At 68.3% G+C, this 18,159-nt stretch carries 20 protein-coding genes and 2 tRNA genes; 16 read left to right on the top strand and 6 right to left on the bottom strand.

Annotated elements, in window-relative coordinates:
• Nucleotides 1-150: 150 nt before the first annotated feature.
• Entirely contained in the window at nt 151-1,011 is an 861-nt protein-coding gene (locus ACGF5O_RS39205) for a PaaX family transcriptional regulator C-terminal domain-containing protein (protein ID WP_393814694.1), read from the bottom strand.
• Nucleotides 1,012-1,570: 559 nt separating this feature from the next.
• Here ACGF5O_RS39205 and ACGF5O_RS39210 point away from each other — a divergent pair.
• Nucleotides 1,571-1,646 (top strand) — tRNA-Arg (locus ACGF5O_RS39210).
• A 142-nt stretch (nt 1,647-1,788) separates the two neighbouring features.
• Here the strand turns inward: ACGF5O_RS39210 and ACGF5O_RS39215 are convergent.
• On the bottom strand, nt 1,789-3,387 hold the full coding sequence (locus ACGF5O_RS39215) for a tyrosine-type recombinase/integrase (protein ID WP_393814695.1): 1,599 nt from the start codon (nt 3,385-3,387) through the stop codon (nt 1,789-1,791).
• A gap of 219 nt (nt 3,388-3,606) precedes the next feature.
• On the opposite strand from ACGF5O_RS39215, the gene ACGF5O_RS39220 reads away from it, so the two are divergent.
• Both ACGF5O_RS39220 and ACGF5O_RS39225 read left to right on the top strand, forming a co-directional pair.
• On the top strand, nt 3,607-3,816 hold the full coding sequence (locus ACGF5O_RS39220; RefSeq protein ID WP_393814696.1) for a helix-turn-helix transcriptional regulator: 210 nt from the start codon (nt 3,607-3,609) through the stop codon (nt 3,814-3,816).
• Nucleotides 3,817-3,995: 179 nt separating this feature from the next.
• Nucleotides 3,996-4,913 (top strand): recombinase family protein, encoded by a 918-nt coding sequence (locus ACGF5O_RS39225; RefSeq protein WP_393814697.1) that lies wholly within the window; start codon nt 3,996-3,998, stop codon nt 4,911-4,913.
• 64 nt (nt 4,914-4,977) lie between these two features.
• Here ACGF5O_RS39225 and ACGF5O_RS39230 read toward each other — a convergent pair whose 3' ends face one another.
• From ACGF5O_RS39230 to ACGF5O_RS39245, 4 genes are all read right to left on the bottom strand, one after another.
• Nucleotides 4,978-5,574 carry a hypothetical protein gene (locus ACGF5O_RS39230; RefSeq protein WP_393814698.1) on the bottom strand — a complete coding sequence of 199 codons (597 nt, stop codon included), beginning with the start codon at nt 5,572-5,574 and terminating at the stop codon, nt 4,978-4,980.
• A complete protein-coding gene (locus ACGF5O_RS39235) occupies nt 5,571-6,827 on the bottom strand; it encodes a DUF6545 domain-containing protein (protein WP_393814699.1) in 1,257 nt (418 codons plus the stop codon). The genes ACGF5O_RS39230 and ACGF5O_RS39235 overlap by 4 nt, the downstream gene beginning before the upstream one ends.
• A gap of 24 nt (nt 6,828-6,851) precedes the next feature.
• On the bottom strand, nt 6,852-7,406 hold the full coding sequence (locus ACGF5O_RS39240) for a hypothetical protein (RefSeq protein ID WP_393814700.1): 555 nt from the start codon (nt 7,404-7,406) through the stop codon (nt 6,852-6,854).
• Between the two features lie 71 nt (nt 7,407-7,477).
• Nucleotides 7,478-7,960, bottom strand: coding sequence for a hypothetical protein (locus ACGF5O_RS39245; protein WP_393814701.1), 483 nt, complete (start codon nt 7,958-7,960; stop codon nt 7,478-7,480).
• A gap of 352 nt (nt 7,961-8,312) precedes the next feature.
• Here ACGF5O_RS39245 and ACGF5O_RS39250 point away from each other — a divergent pair, with 352 nt between their 5' ends.
• From ACGF5O_RS39250 to ACGF5O_RS39310, 13 genes are all read left to right on the top strand, one after another.
• The gene (locus ACGF5O_RS39250) at nt 8,313-8,555 is read left to right on the top strand and encodes a hypothetical protein (RefSeq protein WP_393814702.1); all 243 of its coding nucleotides are present in this window, start codon (nt 8,313-8,315) and stop codon (nt 8,553-8,555) included.
• A gap of 142 nt (nt 8,556-8,697) precedes the next feature.
• Nucleotides 8,698-9,726, top strand: coding sequence for a ParB/RepB/Spo0J family partition protein (locus ACGF5O_RS39255; RefSeq protein ID WP_393814703.1), 1,029 nt, complete (start codon nt 8,698-8,700; stop codon nt 9,724-9,726).
• A gap of 410 nt (nt 9,727-10,136) precedes the next feature.
• Nucleotides 10,137-10,547 (top strand): hypothetical protein, encoded by a 411-nt coding sequence (locus ACGF5O_RS39260; protein ID WP_393814704.1) that lies wholly within the window; start codon nt 10,137-10,139, stop codon nt 10,545-10,547.
• Between the two features lie 334 nt (nt 10,548-10,881).
• A tRNA-Gly gene (locus tag ACGF5O_RS39265) sits at nt 10,882-10,953 on the top strand.
• 172 nt (nt 10,954-11,125) lie between these two features.
• Nucleotides 11,126-12,478 (top strand): hypothetical protein, encoded by a 1,353-nt coding sequence (locus tag ACGF5O_RS39270; RefSeq protein WP_393814705.1) that lies wholly within the window; start codon nt 11,126-11,128, stop codon nt 12,476-12,478.
• On the top strand, nt 12,475-13,380 hold the full coding sequence (locus ACGF5O_RS39275; protein ID WP_393814706.1) for a ParB/Srx family N-terminal domain-containing protein: 906 nt from the start codon (nt 12,475-12,477) through the stop codon (nt 13,378-13,380). Before ACGF5O_RS39270 ends, ACGF5O_RS39275 begins: the two co-directional genes overlap by 4 nt.
• Nucleotides 13,377-13,598 (top strand): DUF6354 family protein, encoded by a 222-nt coding sequence (locus tag ACGF5O_RS39280; protein WP_393814707.1) that lies wholly within the window; start codon nt 13,377-13,379, stop codon nt 13,596-13,598. The genes ACGF5O_RS39275 and ACGF5O_RS39280 overlap by 4 nt, the downstream gene beginning before the upstream one ends.
• A complete protein-coding gene (locus ACGF5O_RS39285) occupies nt 13,595-14,041 on the top strand; it encodes a VRR-NUC domain-containing protein (RefSeq protein ID WP_393814708.1) in 447 nt (148 codons plus the stop codon). Before ACGF5O_RS39280 ends, ACGF5O_RS39285 begins: the two co-directional genes overlap by 4 nt.
• Nucleotides 14,038-14,247 (top strand): hypothetical protein, encoded by a 210-nt coding sequence (locus ACGF5O_RS39290; protein ID WP_393814709.1) that lies wholly within the window; start codon nt 14,038-14,040, stop codon nt 14,245-14,247. Before ACGF5O_RS39285 ends, ACGF5O_RS39290 begins: the two co-directional genes overlap by 4 nt.
• Nucleotides 14,247-14,447: a hypothetical protein gene (locus ACGF5O_RS39295; RefSeq protein ID WP_393814710.1), complete on the top strand. Its 201-nt coding sequence runs from the start codon at nt 14,247-14,249 to the stop codon at nt 14,445-14,447. The genes ACGF5O_RS39290 and ACGF5O_RS39295 overlap by 1 nt, the downstream gene beginning before the upstream one ends.
• 66 nt (nt 14,448-14,513) lie before the next feature.
• Nucleotides 14,514-15,056 (top strand): hypothetical protein, encoded by a 543-nt coding sequence (locus tag ACGF5O_RS39300; RefSeq protein ID WP_393814711.1) that lies wholly within the window; start codon nt 14,514-14,516, stop codon nt 15,054-15,056.
• Nucleotides 15,057-15,094: 38 nt separating this feature from the next.
• On the top strand, nt 15,095-16,510 hold the full coding sequence (locus ACGF5O_RS39305; protein WP_393814712.1) for a terminase large subunit domain-containing protein: 1,416 nt from the start codon (nt 15,095-15,097) through the stop codon (nt 16,508-16,510).
• A 76-nt stretch (nt 16,511-16,586) separates the two neighbouring features.
• Nucleotides 16,587-17,846 carry a restriction endonuclease gene (locus tag ACGF5O_RS39310; protein WP_393814713.1) on the top strand — a complete coding sequence of 420 codons (1,260 nt, stop codon included), beginning with the start codon at nt 16,587-16,589 and terminating at the stop codon, nt 17,844-17,846.
• Nucleotides 17,847-18,159: the final 313 nt, after the last annotated feature.

Raw genomic sequence — 18,159 nt, forward strand, 5'->3', positions numbered from 1 at the left:
GGCGAGGAGCGATGGAACTGGCTAGCAGCGATGGAGTCGACTAGCTGGAAGAGCGCTGCGAATGTATGGCTCTTTTTTCATCGCCGTCAATACCATGCCCAACATTGAGGCAGGCGGCTCCGCGTCCGGACGCACGAGGCCGGGCGGGGATCAGCCCAGCGGCAGGACGTCGAGCAGCCGGGCGGCCACGCGCGCGGCCGGGCGCTCCCAGCGGCCGGCCAGGCCACGGAAGACGGTCTCCGCCTCAGCGGCGGGCCAGTCCTTCGGAAGGTGCTCGGCGGGCAGATGCGGATCTCGTCGCACCAGGTCGAGCCAGTCCGTGTGCAACAGGAGCTGACCTGCGAGTTCGTCGCCCGAGAGCGCCTCGGGAAGCGGGTCGGTACGGTCCCAGCGCTCCACGAACGCCCGGTACCGGGCACCGATGGCCGGCACGTCGAAGGCCTGCTCCAGCACCTCGCGGACGCCGGTCGGCGACTCCACCTCCGCCCGGAACACCCGCAGGTACGGTTCCAGGCCGAGATCCGCCACCATCTCGCGGACGTCGACACGCGCCGGGGCCACCCACAGGCCGTTCTGCAGGGGGCCGAAGCCCGCCCAGATCAGCCGGGAGCGCAGGTCGTGCCGCTCACGACTCCACGCCTCGGGCAGCGAGAAGCCGACCATCGTCCATCGGCCGTCCCAGTCCCGGTTCACCGCGCCGGTGCGCCAGATGCGGTCCCGGCCGTCCGTCAGCACCTGGACGGCGTGCGGCGTCAGCCCGAAGTAGGCCTTCCGCCCCTGACGATGACGCTCCAGCAGGCCGCGCTTGACCATCCGGTTCAAGGTGGTCCGCACCGCCTCCTCCGTACTGCCCAGCCTTCCGAGAGCAGCGATCACGCTGCCCGACGACACGGCGATGGACCGCTCCAGTACATGGGCGCCGAAGAAGGTCAGCATCAGGGACTGGGTACGCGGCTCGGGACCGCTCTCGGCGGCGGGCCCGGCGGCGACATCGGCACTGGTCACCGGCACAGCCTAGGCCCGGAACGAGCACGCACCGCTTCCCGCGCCGCAAAAGTCGTCATTTTCGTGACGACAGTCGACAGATTGCCATGCGATGACGATCAACGCACACAGATGAAGACAGAGAGGCACCATCCACTCGGGGCGGGTCAGACGCCCGGCCGCCAGTCGGAACCACAGCGGCCCCCGACGCCACGGACAGCACCAGGCCGCCCCAACCAGAGACAGCTTCGAGCACACCCACCAGCGCATCCACGAACCACCACAGGGAACAGAACGGACCAACCACTCCCCCTCCGCCCCTTTCCCCATCCACCGGCCGCCCTGTCTCAACGACAGAACCAGCAGCTCAGAAGCTTCCCCTCCCGTCACCGCCCCCTTCAGCGCCGATCCCTGCAACCCTCGCCCGCCCACATCCGCTACCCTGTCCTTGGTCAGTAGTCGGTACACCACGCCGTCCGCCCCAGCAGCAACGCAGAGGACGTGACACCACCACTGACCAGTGGGTTTGTGTCTCTACCGCGGATCTGTCCCCAGGACTTTCCGACAAGGTTCTCCACAAACCCCCGCCTTCGTAGCTCAGGGGATAGAGCACCGCTCTCCTAAAGCGGGTGTCGCAGGTTCGAATCCTGCCGGGGGCACCATGCCTGACCAGGCACGGAGAATCGAACAGGCCCCTCGGAGTGATCTCTGGGGGGCCTGTTTCGTGCCTGGTGGGGACAGGGTGGGGACACGGCGTGTGTGCCGTATGCGTGCTGCCCCTCCCGCCGCCGATCGACGGTCCGGCTATGCGGCGGACGCCTTGTCCGCGGCTTCGGGTCCGGTCTCTGATGCGCTGACCTCGGCCGGTACGAGCTGAGGGCCTTGCGGCGCGCTCTCCCCGCCCTGCTGTGCCGCCTTACGGGGGACGATCGCAACGGGCGCGTCCGCGGCCTCCAGTTCGAGCTGCGGGAGAAGGCTGGTGTAGGTGTCGGCGGTGAGCTTGAACGAGGAGTGGCCGAGCAGGACCTGAATGGCCTTCATGTGGACGCCGGCCGCCAGGGACAGCGTCGCGGCGCAGTGGCGCAGGTCGTGCAGGCGGATCGGAGGTAGACCGAGCCTATGGATCAGCCGGTTGAAGATCTGGGAGACGTACTCCGGGTGGTACGGGCGGCCGTCCTCCCACGTGAAGACGCGGCCGGAGTCGACGTACGGCCCGTACTTCTTCGGCTTCTCGCGGTGCTTCTTCTCCCACTCCGCGCGCTCGGCCTGCTGGCGTCGCCGCCAGAACTTAAGGAGCTCGTGGGTCTGGCTGTCGAGCCGGACGGTGCGGGCGCCGCTGTCGCTCTTGGGGGTGTCCTCCCAGACGTCGTAGGAGGCCGCGACGAGCTGCTCGCTGATGTGAACGGTGCCGGCGGTCATGTCGGTCTCACGCCAGGGCAGGCCGCAGGACTCTCCGCGCCGGGTGCCACGGAAGACCATGAGGTGGAACATCGGGTAGAGCCGGTGCTCGGCGACGCCGTCGAGGAAGGCGCCGGTCTGTTCGGCCGTCCAGACCATGACGGGGCCGGGTTTCTCTCCGGTCTCCTTCCAGCGGGCCACGCGCTCGTCGGTCCACACGAGCGGCCTGGGCGGGGTGTACTTCGGCAGGACGAGGTGCTGGGCCCAGTTCTCACTGATGAGCTTCTCGGTGTTCCTGGCGTAGTCGAGCGCCGCGCTGAGCTCGTTCTTCATCTTCAGCTGCACGCCCGGGCCGGTGATGTACCGCGGCTTCCTGCGGGATCCGCGCAGCTTCTCCTTGGCGGCGTTCCAGTGCTGCCGCAGTTCGGGCGGCCGCGGCCTGGCGGCCCGTTTCCACGCTTGATGGGCGGCCTCGCACTCCACCCTGGCGAGCTCGGCCGCGTCGGCGTTGGCAGCGTGCTGCTCGTTGTCGCGCCAGATCTGCTCGAACATCTCCTGGATGTGCCGGGTGCGCAGGTCCCGCATCCTGATGTGCCCGAGGTTCGGGATGAAAACCCGGTGGATGTGGTCGTGGTAGGTCTTCCAGGTGGACCGCTTGAGGTCGACGCGCTTGGCGAACCAGCGGAGCAGGAACTGCTCGACGGTCTCGTCCGAGAGCACGTCGATGCCGTCCTGGGCCTTGTCCCAGATCTCCTGGGCCGCCTCCTCGGCCTTCTTCTTGGTGAGGAATCCTCCCTTGCGCGGTCGACGCCGCTCGCCCCTGGGCCCCGGCGACAGCTCGACGTAGTAGTACCAGCTGCCGTGGTCCCTCTTGCCGGCGTCGGGACACTCCGCGCCGAGCTCCCGCATCTTCGGTCTGTCCCTGGCGTCGAGGACCGGGGTGCCGTCCTCGCCTGTGACGGGTTCCTTGCAGCCACAGCGCTTGTAGACCGAGCCCTTGAACACATCCCCTCCTGCGTCTCTCGTCAGCGGCGACCGCCGTTCTCATGTGTGGAGACAGAAAACTGCCTCACGACTGCTGGCACATACGTATCGGATCTTGTCCGGCCGCCAGAGAGAACTTAGACTCCGCCGGGACTTCCTGGGAGGCGCGGGGGCGGAACAGGAGAGTCTGAGCGTGAGAGACCGAAATGATCCGGCCATCGACAACGCGGCGGTGCCGGCATGTCGATGACACGGAGCGAGGTACTGGCCCTGCCCGTGACGGTCGACGTCCTGACGGCGGGCAAGGCGTTCGGCTTCAGCAGGAACACGACGTACGAGCTGATCAGGTCAGGCGAGTTCCCGGTACCGGTGCACCCCTACGGCAAGGGCAAGCGAAGGGTGCTGACTTCGGAGCTGTGGGAGGCGTTGGGGGTGCGACCACCGGAATAGGTACGGGGGCCCGCGCCCGATCCGGCTCGGCAGAACCCTCCGGTAACCGATCTTCCCGCTGTACAGTCCACAATGCGCGGCTGGGGCGGGGGCCACAGGCCGCTGTCATGTCGGGGTGACAATGCTGCGCTTTGGCATACGCTGTCCAGGGGCAGCGGGGGATCTGGGCTGGAGAGAGTATGAGGGCCTACGGCCACGAGACGGACGGTGTCACCGCCGTCCCGGAGGAGGCCGCCCACCTGGCGGCGGCCGCAAAGCGTGTCCTCGCAGGGCACACGATCGCGGACACCGCGAGCTGGATGACGGAGAACGCCGGGCCGACGGTGTCGGGGCGCACCTGGTCTCCCACGACACTGCGCCGTCGACTGCGCAACCCCGCTGTCGCCGGCCTTCGTGAGAACGCCGAGGGCGAACTCGTGAAGGGCCCGGCGGAGCCGCTACTCGATCGCGAGACGTTCGACGCCCTGCGGGAGCTGTTCACGCGGAACGGCCGGGGCCAGGGCACCAAGCCGAAGCACGTGCACTATCTGTCGGGTGGTGTCGCGACCTGCAAGCTGTGCAGGAAGCCCCTGGTGGCCCGGTCCACAGCGAACGGCGGGCGCGGATACGTCTGCGAGAGCGAGGGCTGCGGCAAGGTGCGGATCTCCGCGGAGCCGCTGGACGAGTACGTCGGCGATCGGGTCGTCGCCAGGCTGACGAGTCCGGCACAGCTCAGGCGACTGGCCGCCATCCGGGACCGGTTCGCGGCCGAGGCCCGGGAGGCCGAGCGGTTCCAGCAGGAACTCCGCGGCCACAAAGAGGAGTTGGCGCAGGCGTTCGGCGCCAAGGACCTGAACCTGAGCGAGTTCCGGGCGGCGAAGGCGGCCCTGGAGGAGCGGCGCGGTGAGGCGATGGCCGCTGTTCGCCGGGGCAGGGCTCTGGACGAACTGCCGGAGTTGACCCCGCAGGGCGTCGAGACCTGGTGGCACGAGACGGCCGGCCGCGAGCAGCGCCGCAACCTGGTCCACCTGACCGTACGGGAGGTGCGCGTCGGCCCTGCCATGGTGCGCGGTTCCCGGAAATTCGACGAGACGCGGTTCGAGATCTTCTGGCGGTAGTACCCGGCGCTGCGGGGGCCGAGTCGTCCGAGTCCGGGAGCCGCCTCGGCGAGCCGCCCCAGCTTCAGACCAGGCATTCGAAGACGCCACCGGCGACCAGGCAGCCAAGTGCCGTGCCGACCACCACCTGGCCCAGGGTGTGGTCACGCAGCGCCACCCTCGACCAGCCGATCAGCGCGACCAGTGGGAAGGCCACCGCCCACCAGTGACTGAGGCCCACGGTCAGGATCGCGATGGCTCCTGCGGCGACCGCCGTGTGAACGCTGATCTTCCAGAACGCCGTCACGGGCAGGATCGCCCCGAGCGTGGCCAGCATCGCCACGACGAGGGCGGTCATCTGCGCGGGCGCGTCGAGCAGCACCATGGCCGCGATGGCGATGCCGACGGACGCCATGATCACGGGTATGAGATGCAGCCGGCGTTCACGCTGACCGACGTGGCGGTCGGTCCAGTGCCCGACGTGGATGCCGTACTTGATGTACGCCACGGGGATCACCGCGGCGAACACGACGGCATGGACGGCCCAGGCCAGGCCGACGAGTCTGTCCTCCTGGGCTGCCCCGAGCAGAAGACACACGGCGAGGATGACGTTCTTCGGTTCCAGGCCGTCGGTGATGGCGCGAGCGGTGCGGTTCTCGGTCACCGGGGACGTGGTGGTCATGCCGTCTTCCTGTCGGGCGCGACACGGGCTTCGAGGGTGTCCATGAGCGGAGAGTGGTAGTGCCGGGCCACGCGGGTGAGCCAGGCCGCGTTGGCGTCGAGGTCGGTGCCCAGGGACAGCAGTGGGAGGGTCAGGGGCATGTCAGCACTGGCCATGTCGTCGGCCCGCCCGCGGCGGCCGGTACGCAGGCACAGTGCCTGGGCGGCCGCCTCGGCATCGTTGTCTTCGAGGCCGCAGGCGTGGGCTGCATCCCGTGCCCTGCGCGGCAGCTCGGCCTCGATCCACGGGAGGACTTCGAGTGCGGAGTCGCTGATGTCGAGCACCCGTTGGTCGAGCCGTTCCCAGAGGCCGCGGGGGTCGTACTGGTCCCGGAGCAGAGACGGCCCTTCGGCCAGGACGCGCATGACGGCCTCGGCGGGCAGGACGGAGACCATCTCCTGCCACAGGGGCCGCAGGGCGATCAGCTGCCGTCGGCGCTGGAGCAGGCGGGAGACTGCCTCCCAGCCCCGGAACGAGACACCGGCCAGGATCAGGCCGATGGCCACGATCTGGATGAGACTGGAGAGATCGTCGGCCTCCGCCGCGGACATGGGGTACGTGGCGTCCAGAAGGCCGTACGCCAGATAGCTGCCCCGGAAGAAGGCGTAGCCGACTCCTGTCCAGCAACCCAGGGACATCACGTACATGCACGCGCTGAACATCCGCTGCCCTGAACGCCGGGCGGTCCGCGCGGCCACCGTGCACAGGGCTCCCGAGAAGGTCATCGCCAGGGCCAGGGTGCCGAGGTAGGCGGTCACATAGGCGGTTCCCGCCCGGTGGCCGAACTGCGCCCCGATGAAGTTCCGCCCTCCGTCGGCGTCGACGAGGGCGGGTACGGAGAACGGGAACAGCAGGCAGGCGGCAGAGAGGGCGACCACCGCGAAGACGGTTCGTGGCCACGCGGCCGTCAGCCTCTGCCAGCGTCTGCGGGGTCCCGCGGCGGCCGCGACGGAGTCCACCCACCGCCACAGCAGGAACGAACTGAGCATCACCGCGAGGTGTTTGACCAGTACGGCGAGGTCGCCGACGCCGGTCCACTGGGTGACGCCGCGCTCGAAGAAGCCCAGACGCAGTGTGGCGGCGCCCGCGAGCAGCGCCAGGACGGCCCACAGCTCTCGTTGGCCGCGACTGCCGCGAAGGTAGCCGATCCGGGACAGGCACCAGGTCCAGAGCGGCACGATGGTGCATAACGCCATGACGTCGTCGCTGATCATGTGAAGGGGTTCCTCAACCGTCGGTCAGAGGCTGCGGTGCAGCCGGTCGAGCAGGGGGTCGGTGTGCCGGCCTGAGCTGTGTGCGCCGGCCCGCTGGCGGAGCAGAATGGCGAAGGACTCGGCCTCGTCCTCGCGCTCGATGTAGAGCGGATCCCGTCGGTTGTGCGGGGATCGGGTACGGACACCCAGGAGGTCGCCGTCAAGGAACGCCGGGGACAGCCAGGTGAACGTGACCGTCTCCTCCTCGGCCTCTGCCGGCTGGGGTGGCGTCTCGTCGGCCCGTACGACGGGGAGCGGAGGGTGGCCGAGGAGCTGGTGACCCAGCTCGTGGGCGTAGGTGTGGACCGCCTGAGCACCGGCGGCCTCGGGCGCCACCCAGATGTGGTCCGCCTCCTCCGTCGGCCACCACAGACCGCACGGGCGTTGCAGGCCCGGTGGGAACGGTTCGCGGTGCAGCACCAGCGGCCGGTGGTGCTGCTCGACGGCGGCCTGGTGCAGCGTCTCCAGCGTCAGCGGGTGAGGGACTGGAAAGCCGTCGAGGGCTGCGGTGCAGCGGCGGCGGGAGGCGGGTCCTAACACGCGCTGATCGCACCACCCTTGGGGGTTGGGACGTGGGGGATGATCACTGGAGACTTCCGGGGATCTCGGTGTCAGTTCTGGGGCTTCTGCATCTTCTGCAGGCTGGAGATGAACTCCATGGCGAGCTTCAGTCCGCGGGAGTCGAGCCGACGGGCGCTGCGGGCCAGCAGCTGAACGCTCTCGGCGTCCTCGGCCACCTGACGGTCCACCTTCTCCGTGTGCCTGCGTCGTGCGTCGAGGAGCTTGTTCGCCTCGCCGGCCACGGCTTCGTGTGTGGCGGTGCCGTCCTTGAAGGCGTCCAACGGCACCTGGAAGAAGGCCGCGATGTGCGCGACCTTGTCGAACGACGGTTGGGGACCGCCCGGTATACGCAGCTTGCGGATGGTCTCGTCGGAGATCACGCGCCGTTCCGCGCGCTGGTTGATGGCGTCCGCCACCTCGGAGTTGCTGAACTCCACGCCGTTGCGGGCCGCCGCCGCGGCCTCGAACAGAAGGTTCAGCATCCGGGCGCTGAACGACCACTCGTCCGCGGCGGAGCCGACAGATCGTGTCACGCGCATCTCCTCTACCAACGGCCGCTCGCGCCACATGCTAGCCACTGCCACAAATCTTTGGCTGGCTATTCTCAGCCAACCAAAGATCCTTGACAGCTCATGAAGATGCTGTGTTTGATCCGTAACGCAAGTGTGCGGTTATGTTCCTGTCAAGTGCCTCTGATGCGCAACTCTGGTTCCGCGCGCAACGACGGCGGGGTTCGGCCGCACCTTTCTTCACGACGCCTGCCACCGAAGGGGCCTCCCGATGCGAGCCGCCCACAACTCGCCCGCTCCGTTATCCGGACCGCCCCACCCCGCGAGCTCCGCACCCTCGGAATCCGAGCCGAGCCGACATCACCAGGATTCCGCGATGCCGGATGGACGCGGAACACCGGAGACCGGATCACAGAGGGACAACTCCGACGATCGAAGCAGGGGCGCGAACCAGCTCAGCTCGCCAGACGCGAACGAACAGGCCGACGAGTCCGCCCGCACCACCCCGGAGGACGACCCCGGGATCACGGGCGACGGGCAGGACATGGAGATCCTGAAGGTCCTCATGGGGGCCGATGTCGAGCTGGACGGAGACGACGAGGACCCCCAACGCCCATGACCTCGCACGGAGAGCAGGAGGGGACCCTGGGGCGGGCTTCACTATAAATAATACTTGACGTTCAAGATCGATTGACAATAGTATTTACCTATCACCTCACAGGAACCCTCCTGCGAGACCAAGAGTGCGAGGAGTCAGCGACATGAACGTCACCGAGGCGAACATCGAGGTCATCGCGGTTCCGCTCACGGACATCGAGCCCAACCCGGACCAGCCCCGGAAGTACTTCGACGAGACCAAGCTGGAGGAACTGGCGGCCCAGTTCCGCTCGGTGGGCCAGCTGCAGCCCATCGTGGTCCGGCCGGCCGGCGACAAGCTCCAGATCGTGATGGGCGAGCGTCGCTGGCGGGCGATGCACCTGGTGGAGGGCGCCACCACCATCGAGGCCAAGGTCGTGGGCAGCGTGGACGACGAGCAGGCGTTCGTGATGGGCATCTCCGAGAACATCGGCCGTGCGGACATGACGCTGATGGAGGAGGCGCAGGCGTACGCGGATCTGGTCGGGTTCGGGTACCAGGCGGAACGCATCGCGGAGATGTTCGGCAAGACCACCGACTACGTGCGGTGGCGGATGGACCTGCTGAACCTCACCACGGACATCGCGGAGCTGGTGGCCGAGGGGAAGATCAAGGCGGACTTCGCCTGGTACCTGTCGAAGCTGACGCCGGCGAACCAGAAGGTGGCGGTCACCCGGTACATGAAGGGCGACTTCAGGACGGAGACGGACGCCTCCACCTTCGCGCAGGCCCTGCGGATGAAGGAGAACCAGGAGGGCTTCTTCTCCGAGAAGGAGCTGTCGGAGAAGGAGAAGGAGGACAAGGCCAAGGAGCGCAAGCAGGCCAAGGGCAAGGTGGACCAGGTCGAGCGGGCCGGAACCCTGCTGGAGGAACTGGCGAAGCTGACGCCGTCCGAACTGGCCGACCTGTTCCAGGGCGAGGTGGGCAAGCACCTGGACGCGGTGGAGCGGGTGCGCAGGACGGCGGCCGAAGCAGTGAAGAAGCTGCGGAAGGCGAAGGCCATGTCGGAGGCGAAGCAGCTGACGGTCCGGCCGGAACTGGAGGTCGAGCCGGAGGCGGAGGGCGCCACGGGCGAGGAGGAGCCGAGCGAGGCCGAGATCGCCGAGGCCGCGGCCGAGGAACCGCTGGAGGCGGAGCTCGAAGCCGCCGCCTGAGCTCGGTTGAGTGACAGCGGTCGGGAGTCCCGGGTGGGATTCCCGACCGCCTTTCGCGTGGATGGGCACGCTTACCTCTCGCGGTCCCACGGTGGCCGGTGTGGCGGACGTGGGGCAGGAGTGGGGCGGCGCGGCTCGACGGACGGGGCGACGGAGCGGGCCGGTAAGACACCACACCCGCCGCCGATCCGACGGAGCGCCCGCGACCGCGCCGCTGGAACCACTTGCCCGGACACATGGCCGCGCACGAGGCCGCACCACCACACCCGGCGATAAATCAAACTTTCAATGAGGGAGGATTTAAAATAGAATTTAATTGACATCTTTACGTGCCTGCGGCTGCGGAGCCAGGGGCGCGGAGTCCAGCCAGAGCCATCCGCCACCGTGCGGAAGGCGAGCCGAGGAGGAACATGTTCGAACTGTTCACGCACAGATACCAGAGCTTCGAGCCGGCGACAGGCGTACCGGTGCGCGTCACCCTGGGCGCCCCGCGGTGGACGCTGCCGTACACACTGGAGCACCAGGTGCGGGAGGCCGCGCCCAGCAGGAACTACTTCGGCGCAGCGCGGCCGGTGTACGAGGCGGAGTATCTGGCTCAACTGGACCGGCACGGCGTCGGGTTCTTCGCGTCGCGGTTCCAGGAGATCGCGGTGACGGCCGGGGATCCGCGACTGGTGCTGCTGTGCTTCGAGGATCTGTCGAAGCCGGAACAGTGGTGCCACCGGCGGATGTTCGCCGCATGGTGGCAGGAGAAGACCGGCGCACAGGTGAGGGAGCTCGGGCCACTGGGTCCCACGTACGAGCAGGGGGCACTGCTGTGAGCGCGCAGCGCGGGCTCGACTGGACCGAGATGAGTCGCGAGGACTTCGAGGCCCCGCCCAAGCCAAAACCGGCACCGCCGGGACAGATGGAGCTGTTCGAGCCCGGCCCAGGCAGGGCGAGGGTGAAACCGAGGCTTCCGGAGGAGTGCCCGATGGGGACGCTGAGCCTCCTGGATCTCGTCGAGCCGGAGCAGTAGCGGCTCCCACCCTGACCCGAATAGGGTTCGGCCCATGTGGCGGGTGCGGCATCGCACCCGCCACATGTGTTGTGACAGTCCTTCGTCTGATAGCGTCTAGTTGTCGGCGGGGCGATCTTCCGGGTCGGTCCAGCCACGCGCCGGTAGTGCATCTGGCAGCACGCCCCGTCACCGGCGGGGAGGAGCCCGTTCGAGTCGGGCCCGGCGCTCGAGGACGCGTCCGCACAGGCACGTGGTGCGGAGCCCACCAGCCAAGGAACCATCCCCCTCCAGGCGTCCCCCGCGCCTCCTGGTTCCCGGGCGGCCCGGCACGGCAGGACCAGCCCCCTGCCCCTCCGGGCCCGCGTCCTTACCCACCAACCCCGCGCAGGGGAGGCAGCGTTGTTCCACGGCTCGATCCCCGCGGATCTCCGCGCGATCATCCACGAGCACGCGACCACATGGCGCGGCCAGGCCGAGGACGTCTACGTGGGCTGCTCCGGAAACTTCACGATCGAGCGAGTCCTGCACGACTCCGGCTTCCGTCTCCACGGGTGCGACGTGCAGCTGTACTCGTCGGCGATCGGCTGGTACCTCGCTGGGGAGCGGTTACCGATCGCGATCCGCCCCGAGTCGGGAGACGGACTCGCCTGGCTGGAGCCATACCTGGACGGCCGGGCGGGGACTCTCGCGGTGGTGCTGCTCGGGTCCAGGTTCTTCCAGTGGATCGGACGGGACGACCACCCGTACTACGGCCGGATGTTGACGGCGTACCGGCAGCAGTTCCCCAACCTGCACGCGAAGACGGTCGCGAAGGTCGAGGCGCTCCCGCTGCGGCTGGCGTCGTACGCGCCGATGGACGTGAACCAGTGGCTCACAGAACAGGTCCCTACGGGCGCACCGGTCGTCGCCTTCCCGCCGTTCTACGCCGGCGACTACGAGGGCCAGTTCGCGGCGCTGGACAAGCACCTGGAGTGGCCGGCACCGGAGTACCCGACGCTGGACGAGGCGGCCAAGCAGACCCTGATCGAGCGCGTCACCGACCGGCCTCACTGGATGCTCGGGCTGCACTTCGACGTCGACGAACTGGCCGGCCACCTGCGCGGTCAGGTACAGACGGCCAACCGCGGGCTGCCGATCAACGTGTACTCGTCGGTGCCGCGGTCGCGGATCGTCCGGCCCAACCAGCGCCTGGAGCCGGTACGTGCCCCGCGCCTCGTGCCGGGCCAGCGCCTCGGCGAGACCCTGACGCTGGCCCCGCTGTCGATGGGCCAGTTCGCGACGCTGCGATCGCAGTACATGAACCACAACATCCGCCCGGGCACGCCGACGATGGCGCTCGCGGTCCTGGTCGACGGGGTCGTGGTGGGCGCCTTCGCGTTCTCGACGCCGAAGTTCGACCCGCACAACGTGTACCTGCTCTCGGACTTCCCGGTCGCGCCGACGTCGTACGGACGGCTGGCCAAGCTCGTGCTGTACGCCGCTCTGTCGACGGAGGCGCAGTTCCTGGCGCAGCGGACCATGAACACCCGCCTGACCCGGCTGAACACGACGGCGTTCACACAGCGCCCGGTCTCCATGAAGTACCGCGGACTGCTGCGCCTGAACTCCCGCAAGGACTCCACCGATCCCGCCCACCGCTACCAGCTCGACTACGGCGGCGAGCTGGGCCGCTGGTCGCTGGCCGAGGGATTCGCGCAGTGGAGGAGCAAGCACGGACACCCCGAGGGACTGAAGGAGGACCGGAAGCCATGACCGAGCCGCTCAAACCCCGCATGATCGAGGGCGACCCGCGGGAGCTGACGCTGCTGGACGTCAACGCACGGTTCATGCGGCATGAGCAGTTCCAGCGCCTCGTGGCGAACATCCGCGCCGACGGAGCGCTGACCTCCACCCCGCTGGTGTGGAACGACATCGGTTCGGGGCGACGCATCGTGCTGTCGGGCAACCACCGCACGAAGGCCGCCGTCGAGGCCGGCCTGGAGCGGATCTGGTGGATGGAGATCACCGAGCCGCTGCCGAGACAGCGGCAGATCGCGTTGCAGCTGGCCCACAACTCGATCGCGGGCGAGGACGACCCGGCCACGCTCAAGGCACTGTACGAGGAGCTGGAGGACGTCTCCATGCGCCTGTACTCCGGCCTGGACGACAAGACACTCGACCTGCTGGACGAGGTCACCGTGCCGAGCCTCGCGGAGGCCAACCTGGACTTCGCGACCGTGCAGATCGTGTTCCTACCGGACGAGAAGGAGGCCGCGGAGAAGGCCTTCGAGGCCGCGCGGAAGGCCGCCACGGCCGACGCCCGCTGGCTGGCACGCATCGATCAGTACGAGAGCGTGCTCGACCTGCTCGACACGGTGAAGGGCGCGCACAACATCGGCAACGTCGCCACGGTGTTCGCGATCATCCTGGTCATCGTCGAACGCCACCTCGGCGAGCTGGCCGACGGCTGGTACGACCCGGACGAGCAGACCGCCACCCGCAAGGGCACCGCCCCGGTCGAGACGGTGCTGGCCACCCGCACCATGCCCGCCGACACCGCGGCCGTCGTGCGGCGGGCCATCGACCGCATGGAGCGGGACGGCGACATCGAGGCCGGCCAACGGTGGCGTGCCCTGGAGCTGTGGGCCGCCGACTACCTGGCAGGTGCGGCGTGAACCAGCCCGACGTACGGGTCGGCCAGGTATGGGCCGACAACGACAAGCGCAGCGAGGGCCGCACCCTGCGCGTCGACGAGGTCGATGCCCGCTACGCGTACTGCACAGTGCTCACCGCCGCCACGCTCGGCGGTCGGACCGGCCAGCGGACCCGGGTGTCACTGGAGCGCATGCTGCCGACCAGTACGGGCTATCGGCTCCTGGACCGCGTGCCGTGAACGGGGAGCTGTACCGCAAGCTGCTCGCCGAACGGTACGGGCCACTCGACCGGCTGGAGACCGAGCGCTTCCCGCCGGCCGTCGACCGGGTGGAGTCGGTCACCGGCACGACCGAGGAGCAGTGGCGCCGTCAGGTCCGCGACATCGCCATGCGCTACGGCTGGCGACTGCAGTACCACACGGCGGACTCCCGGCGCTCCGACCCGGGCTGGCCCGACGAGGTGTTCGGGCACCTCGGCCAACGTCGCACCCTGTTCGTGGAGTTCAAGACCGACACCGGGCGGATACGACCAGCCCAGCGTGAGTGGCTGTCCCACCTCGCCGACAGCGGGTTCGAGGTCGCCGTATGGCGCCCTCACGATCTGCCCGCCGTCCTGCGGGTGCTGGGCCCGGCGCGGCAGAGAGCCACCCTGCCGGCGAACTTCCGCAGGCCCACCCGGTGAGCGGCCCGTACGCCGACGAGCTGAACCGGCTCCACGCCGAGATCGACCACCTGACCACCGTCCACCGCACGGCCGCCGGCCTGGCCCGAGCCCTGGCCGAACACCTCGCGGGCGAACCGTTCCACCTCGCCGACCAGGTCGCGCGCCTCCTCAACGGCGAGCTGGAGCCCGACGACATCCCCGACCTTCCCGAAGGAGAGACCTGATGAACCTCGCAAAGGACTCCTCGTCGTGGGAGCGCACGGTCTCGGTCACCCCGCTGCCCGACTCCGTACGCCGCAGAGCCGCCCTCCAGGTCGCCGCCCGAGCCACCGGCCGCGAGCATGCACAGCGCCACGCCGACTGCGCCGACATCCTGGCGCACCTCGGCCTCCTCGACCCGGCCCTGCGCAGTCCGTCGAGCTGAGCGAACCGCCCTCACGCGGGAGAGGAGCAGCAAGGCGGACGGACCAAGCGGGAGAGCACTGATCGGATGGCGGACAGCGGCCAGGCATGGGAGCGGAAGCCGAGCGAGTCGGCAGCCGCGTGGGAGGCGTTCGCCTGCTACCGCGACCTCGGTCTGTCCCGCAGCATCGGCAAGGTCGCCGAGCGCCTGGCCAAGTCCCGCACGCTCATCGAACGCTGGTCGACGGCACACCGCTGGGTGCCCCGGACCGAGGCGTGGGACCGGGAGCAGGACCGCGTCTGGCGGGCCGAGCGACAGCAGGCCGCCCGGGAGGTGGCCCGTCGGCACGCTCGCCTCGCCTCGGCCGCCCAGGCGAAGATCGTCTCCCAGCTCCAGCAGCTCGACCCCGCACGCCTCAGCCCGTCGGACGTGATCCGCTGGCTGGAGGTGACCATCCGCATCGAGCGCCAGGCGTACGGCATGGACCTGGCCGACGCCGCGTCGGCCCCCAAGAGCCAGGAGACGGCAGACGTGACGGCCCTGACCGACGAGGAACGCCGGGCCCGCATGGAACAGCTGCGCCGCGAACTCGAGGCCCGCATCGAAGCGTTGGGCGACGAGCGGCCGTGACCCCTGATCAGCCGGCCACACTGCCGGACCCGACGGGCATGTCAGACGCCGAGCTGCACGCCGAGATCACCGCACTCATCGAGGCCGACGCGGCCTCCGCGCGCCGCTGGGCCTGCGACCGCACCGACTGCGACGGCCTGCCTCACACGGGCTGGCTGCACCACCACGCCCGCGCCACGCAGCGCCTGCCCGAGGGTGCCTGGGCGGCATGGATGATGCTCACCGGCCGAGGCTGGGGCAAGACGAAGTCCGCGGCGGAGGCCGTACGGGAGTGGGCGGCCGCTCCCGGGACGATGATCGCGGTCGTCGCGAAGAACGCCACCTTGGTCAAGGAGATCTGCTTCGAGTCCCCCAAGTCCGGCCTCCTGGCGGTCATCCCGCCCGAGGACGTCCGCCGCTACAGCCCCGGCAACGGCCTGACCACCCTCCGTCTGAAGAACGGCTCGGCGATCTACGGCTTCGGCGCCGAGACCCCGGACAACCTGCGCGGCTTCGCCTTCGACAAGGGCTGGCTGGACGAGTACGCGGCCTGGAACCGCCACACCGCCCAGTCGGTGTACGACATGCTGTGGTTCTGCCTGCGCGAGGCCCCGAGCCCCCAGGTCGTCATCTCCACCACCCCCAAGCCACTCCCCCACGTCAAACGTCTGGTGGAACGCGGCCGCCGCCCCGGCTCCACCGTCGTCCTGACCACCGGCCGCACCGAGGACAACCGCGCCAACCTCTCCCCCGCCGCCCTCGCCGAACTCGACTCCGAGTACGGCGGCACCCGCCTCGGCCGGCAGGAACTGGACGGTGTCCTCCTCGAAGACGTCGAGGGCGCACTGTGGAAGCAGTGGATGTTCGAGGTCGAGGGCTTCCGCGTCGCCCGCACCGCGGTTCCGCCGCTCGACCGCCTGGTCGTCGCCGTCGACCCGGCCGTCACGACGACGGACTCCGCGGACCTGACCGCCTTCACGGTGGCAGGCCGCTCCTACCCGCTGGAGCAGATGTACGGCGACCGCCGCCCCCGCGGCTACGTCCTCCACGCCGAACAGGACCGCCACACCCCGACAGCCGCGATGCGCCGCGCCGCCGCCCTTTACCACGAGCACCAGGCCGACTGCGTGGTCATCGAGGCCAACAACGGCGGCGACTACCTCCCCGCCCTCCTCGCCGAGGTCGACCCCACAGTCCCGTGCCGCGTCGTCCACGCCACCCGCGGTAAGCGCGCCCGGGCGGCGCCGGTGGCGATGCTGTACGAGCAGTCACGCGTCAGCCACGCGGGGCCGCCGCGCACCTTCGCCATCCTGGAAGAGCAGATGACGACGTACGTCGGCGCGTCGGAGGCCGAGGAGAAGTCGCCGGACTTGCTTGACTCGTGCGTGTGGGCGCTGTCGGACCTGTTCCTTGAGGCATCGGCCTCAGGTACGCCGGCGCAGTCGACAGATGGCCGACTCACCGGTAGACGGTAGCTGTCGTGCCTCCAAGGGCGTGACAACTGCGCACAGTTGAGGAGTGCGTAGGGCGTTGTCAGTGGTGCCTGGCAGGATGAGTAGCGTGATGGGGGCCTACGAATCTGTTGCTGACCGAGCATTCCAAATCCTCAACAAACACCACCGGGGCCTGATGCCTCTGGACGATCTCGCGAAAGAACTACTGGTGGCAGCTGAGGACACTGCTACAGCTGTGCCAACGCCCGTTGAAGAACTCGCGCAAGAGCTGCTCCAGGATGATGCACGGCGCACGGCCATGGGCTACCGACAGCGCTTCATGATCGCAGGCGGGTCGGTGCGACTGCGCGCCGAGGGCAACAAGGCCGAACTGGGCGTCGAGCGCTGGAACTCACAAGTCAAGGCCGATCTACTTTTGCAGCTCAAGGGAGTGCATCCAAGGACCTTCGAGCTCATCGTCGCGAAGCTGTTGGCAGCGATGGGGTACGAGGAGGTTCGAGTCACGCAGTACTCGAACGACGGCGGAATCGACATCGAAGCCGTTTTTACAGCTGGAGGCATCGCTAGGACCCCGATCGCGGTGCAGGTCAAGCGCTACGACAAGCAGAAAACGGTGCAGCGGCCAGACGTACAGAAGCTTCGGGGCGCTGCTGTCCGTCATCCAGTTGGCATGATCGTGACCACAGCCAAGTTCTCGCCTCGTGCCCGCGTCGAAGCCGCGCGCGCCGAGGAGAAGCCGATCTACCTCATCGACGGGGAAAGCCTCGTGGACTTGATGACGCAACACAACGTGGGCATCAACTCGTCCCCACTGGTCCTACTCTCAGTAGACGAACAGGGTCTGGCAAGCCCCGAGTCTGATGCGGTTGAAGAGTTGGCTGCGACAGCTGACGAGGTGCGGTCTGCAAGTGCCGACTACATCCTGGAGAAGCTGCCAGGGGGCAGGAGCGCCGACTACTTCGAAACGGTGGTTGCAATGGCCCGGCTCGCATTGGGCCAGCCACCGCTGTTCGAGTATGTGGCGGCGTTCCAGCACAGGTTTCCTTCCATTGGCCGTGCTGACGTTGCACGACGTAGGATGCGGATCCTACTTTCTTTGGGGCTTGCAGAGATCGAGAGTGATCGAGTGGTGTTGACTCCTTTGGGAGAAGAAGTCATCAAGGCTTCGGATCCAAGGTTGCTCAGCACTGCCTTCCTGTCCCGGATTGCCGGAGCCGAGGAGATCAGGAACCTGGCTCGAGGCACATCAGACCTGTCTGAGCTGCGAAGGGAGCTCGGCGAGAATCCACCAACCGGGCTGAGCACTACCCAGGCGTTGAGGGTGCTGAGATGGCTGCTCCAACTGCGGCTTTTGTAGGAAATCGCCACCTCTGGTAACTATGCGGAGCAGGTCTCGGCGGTTTTCGAAAGCTCGACGGCATCGTCGTCGCATCGAACAGCGCTATGCATTCCTTCCGGCCAACCAGACTTATGCTGTGCCGCTTGCGTAACCGTCTGGGGAGGCATGGATGCGGAGTTGGCGAGGTTTCATCATCGATTCCTGGAGCGCACTGGGGTACAAACCAGCATTTCACCCAGGGCTTCGGCGTAGTTGCGTGACGCCGGGTTTGTGCTCATCCGAGGCCGAGGAGTGCGAGGGGGCGACGGGGGTCGCGGGCGTTGTGGCGGAG

This window comes from Streptomyces sp. NPDC048291 (assembly GCF_043201715.1).
Classification (GTDB): domain Bacteria; phylum Actinomycetota; class Actinomycetes; order Streptomycetales; family Streptomycetaceae; genus Streptomyces.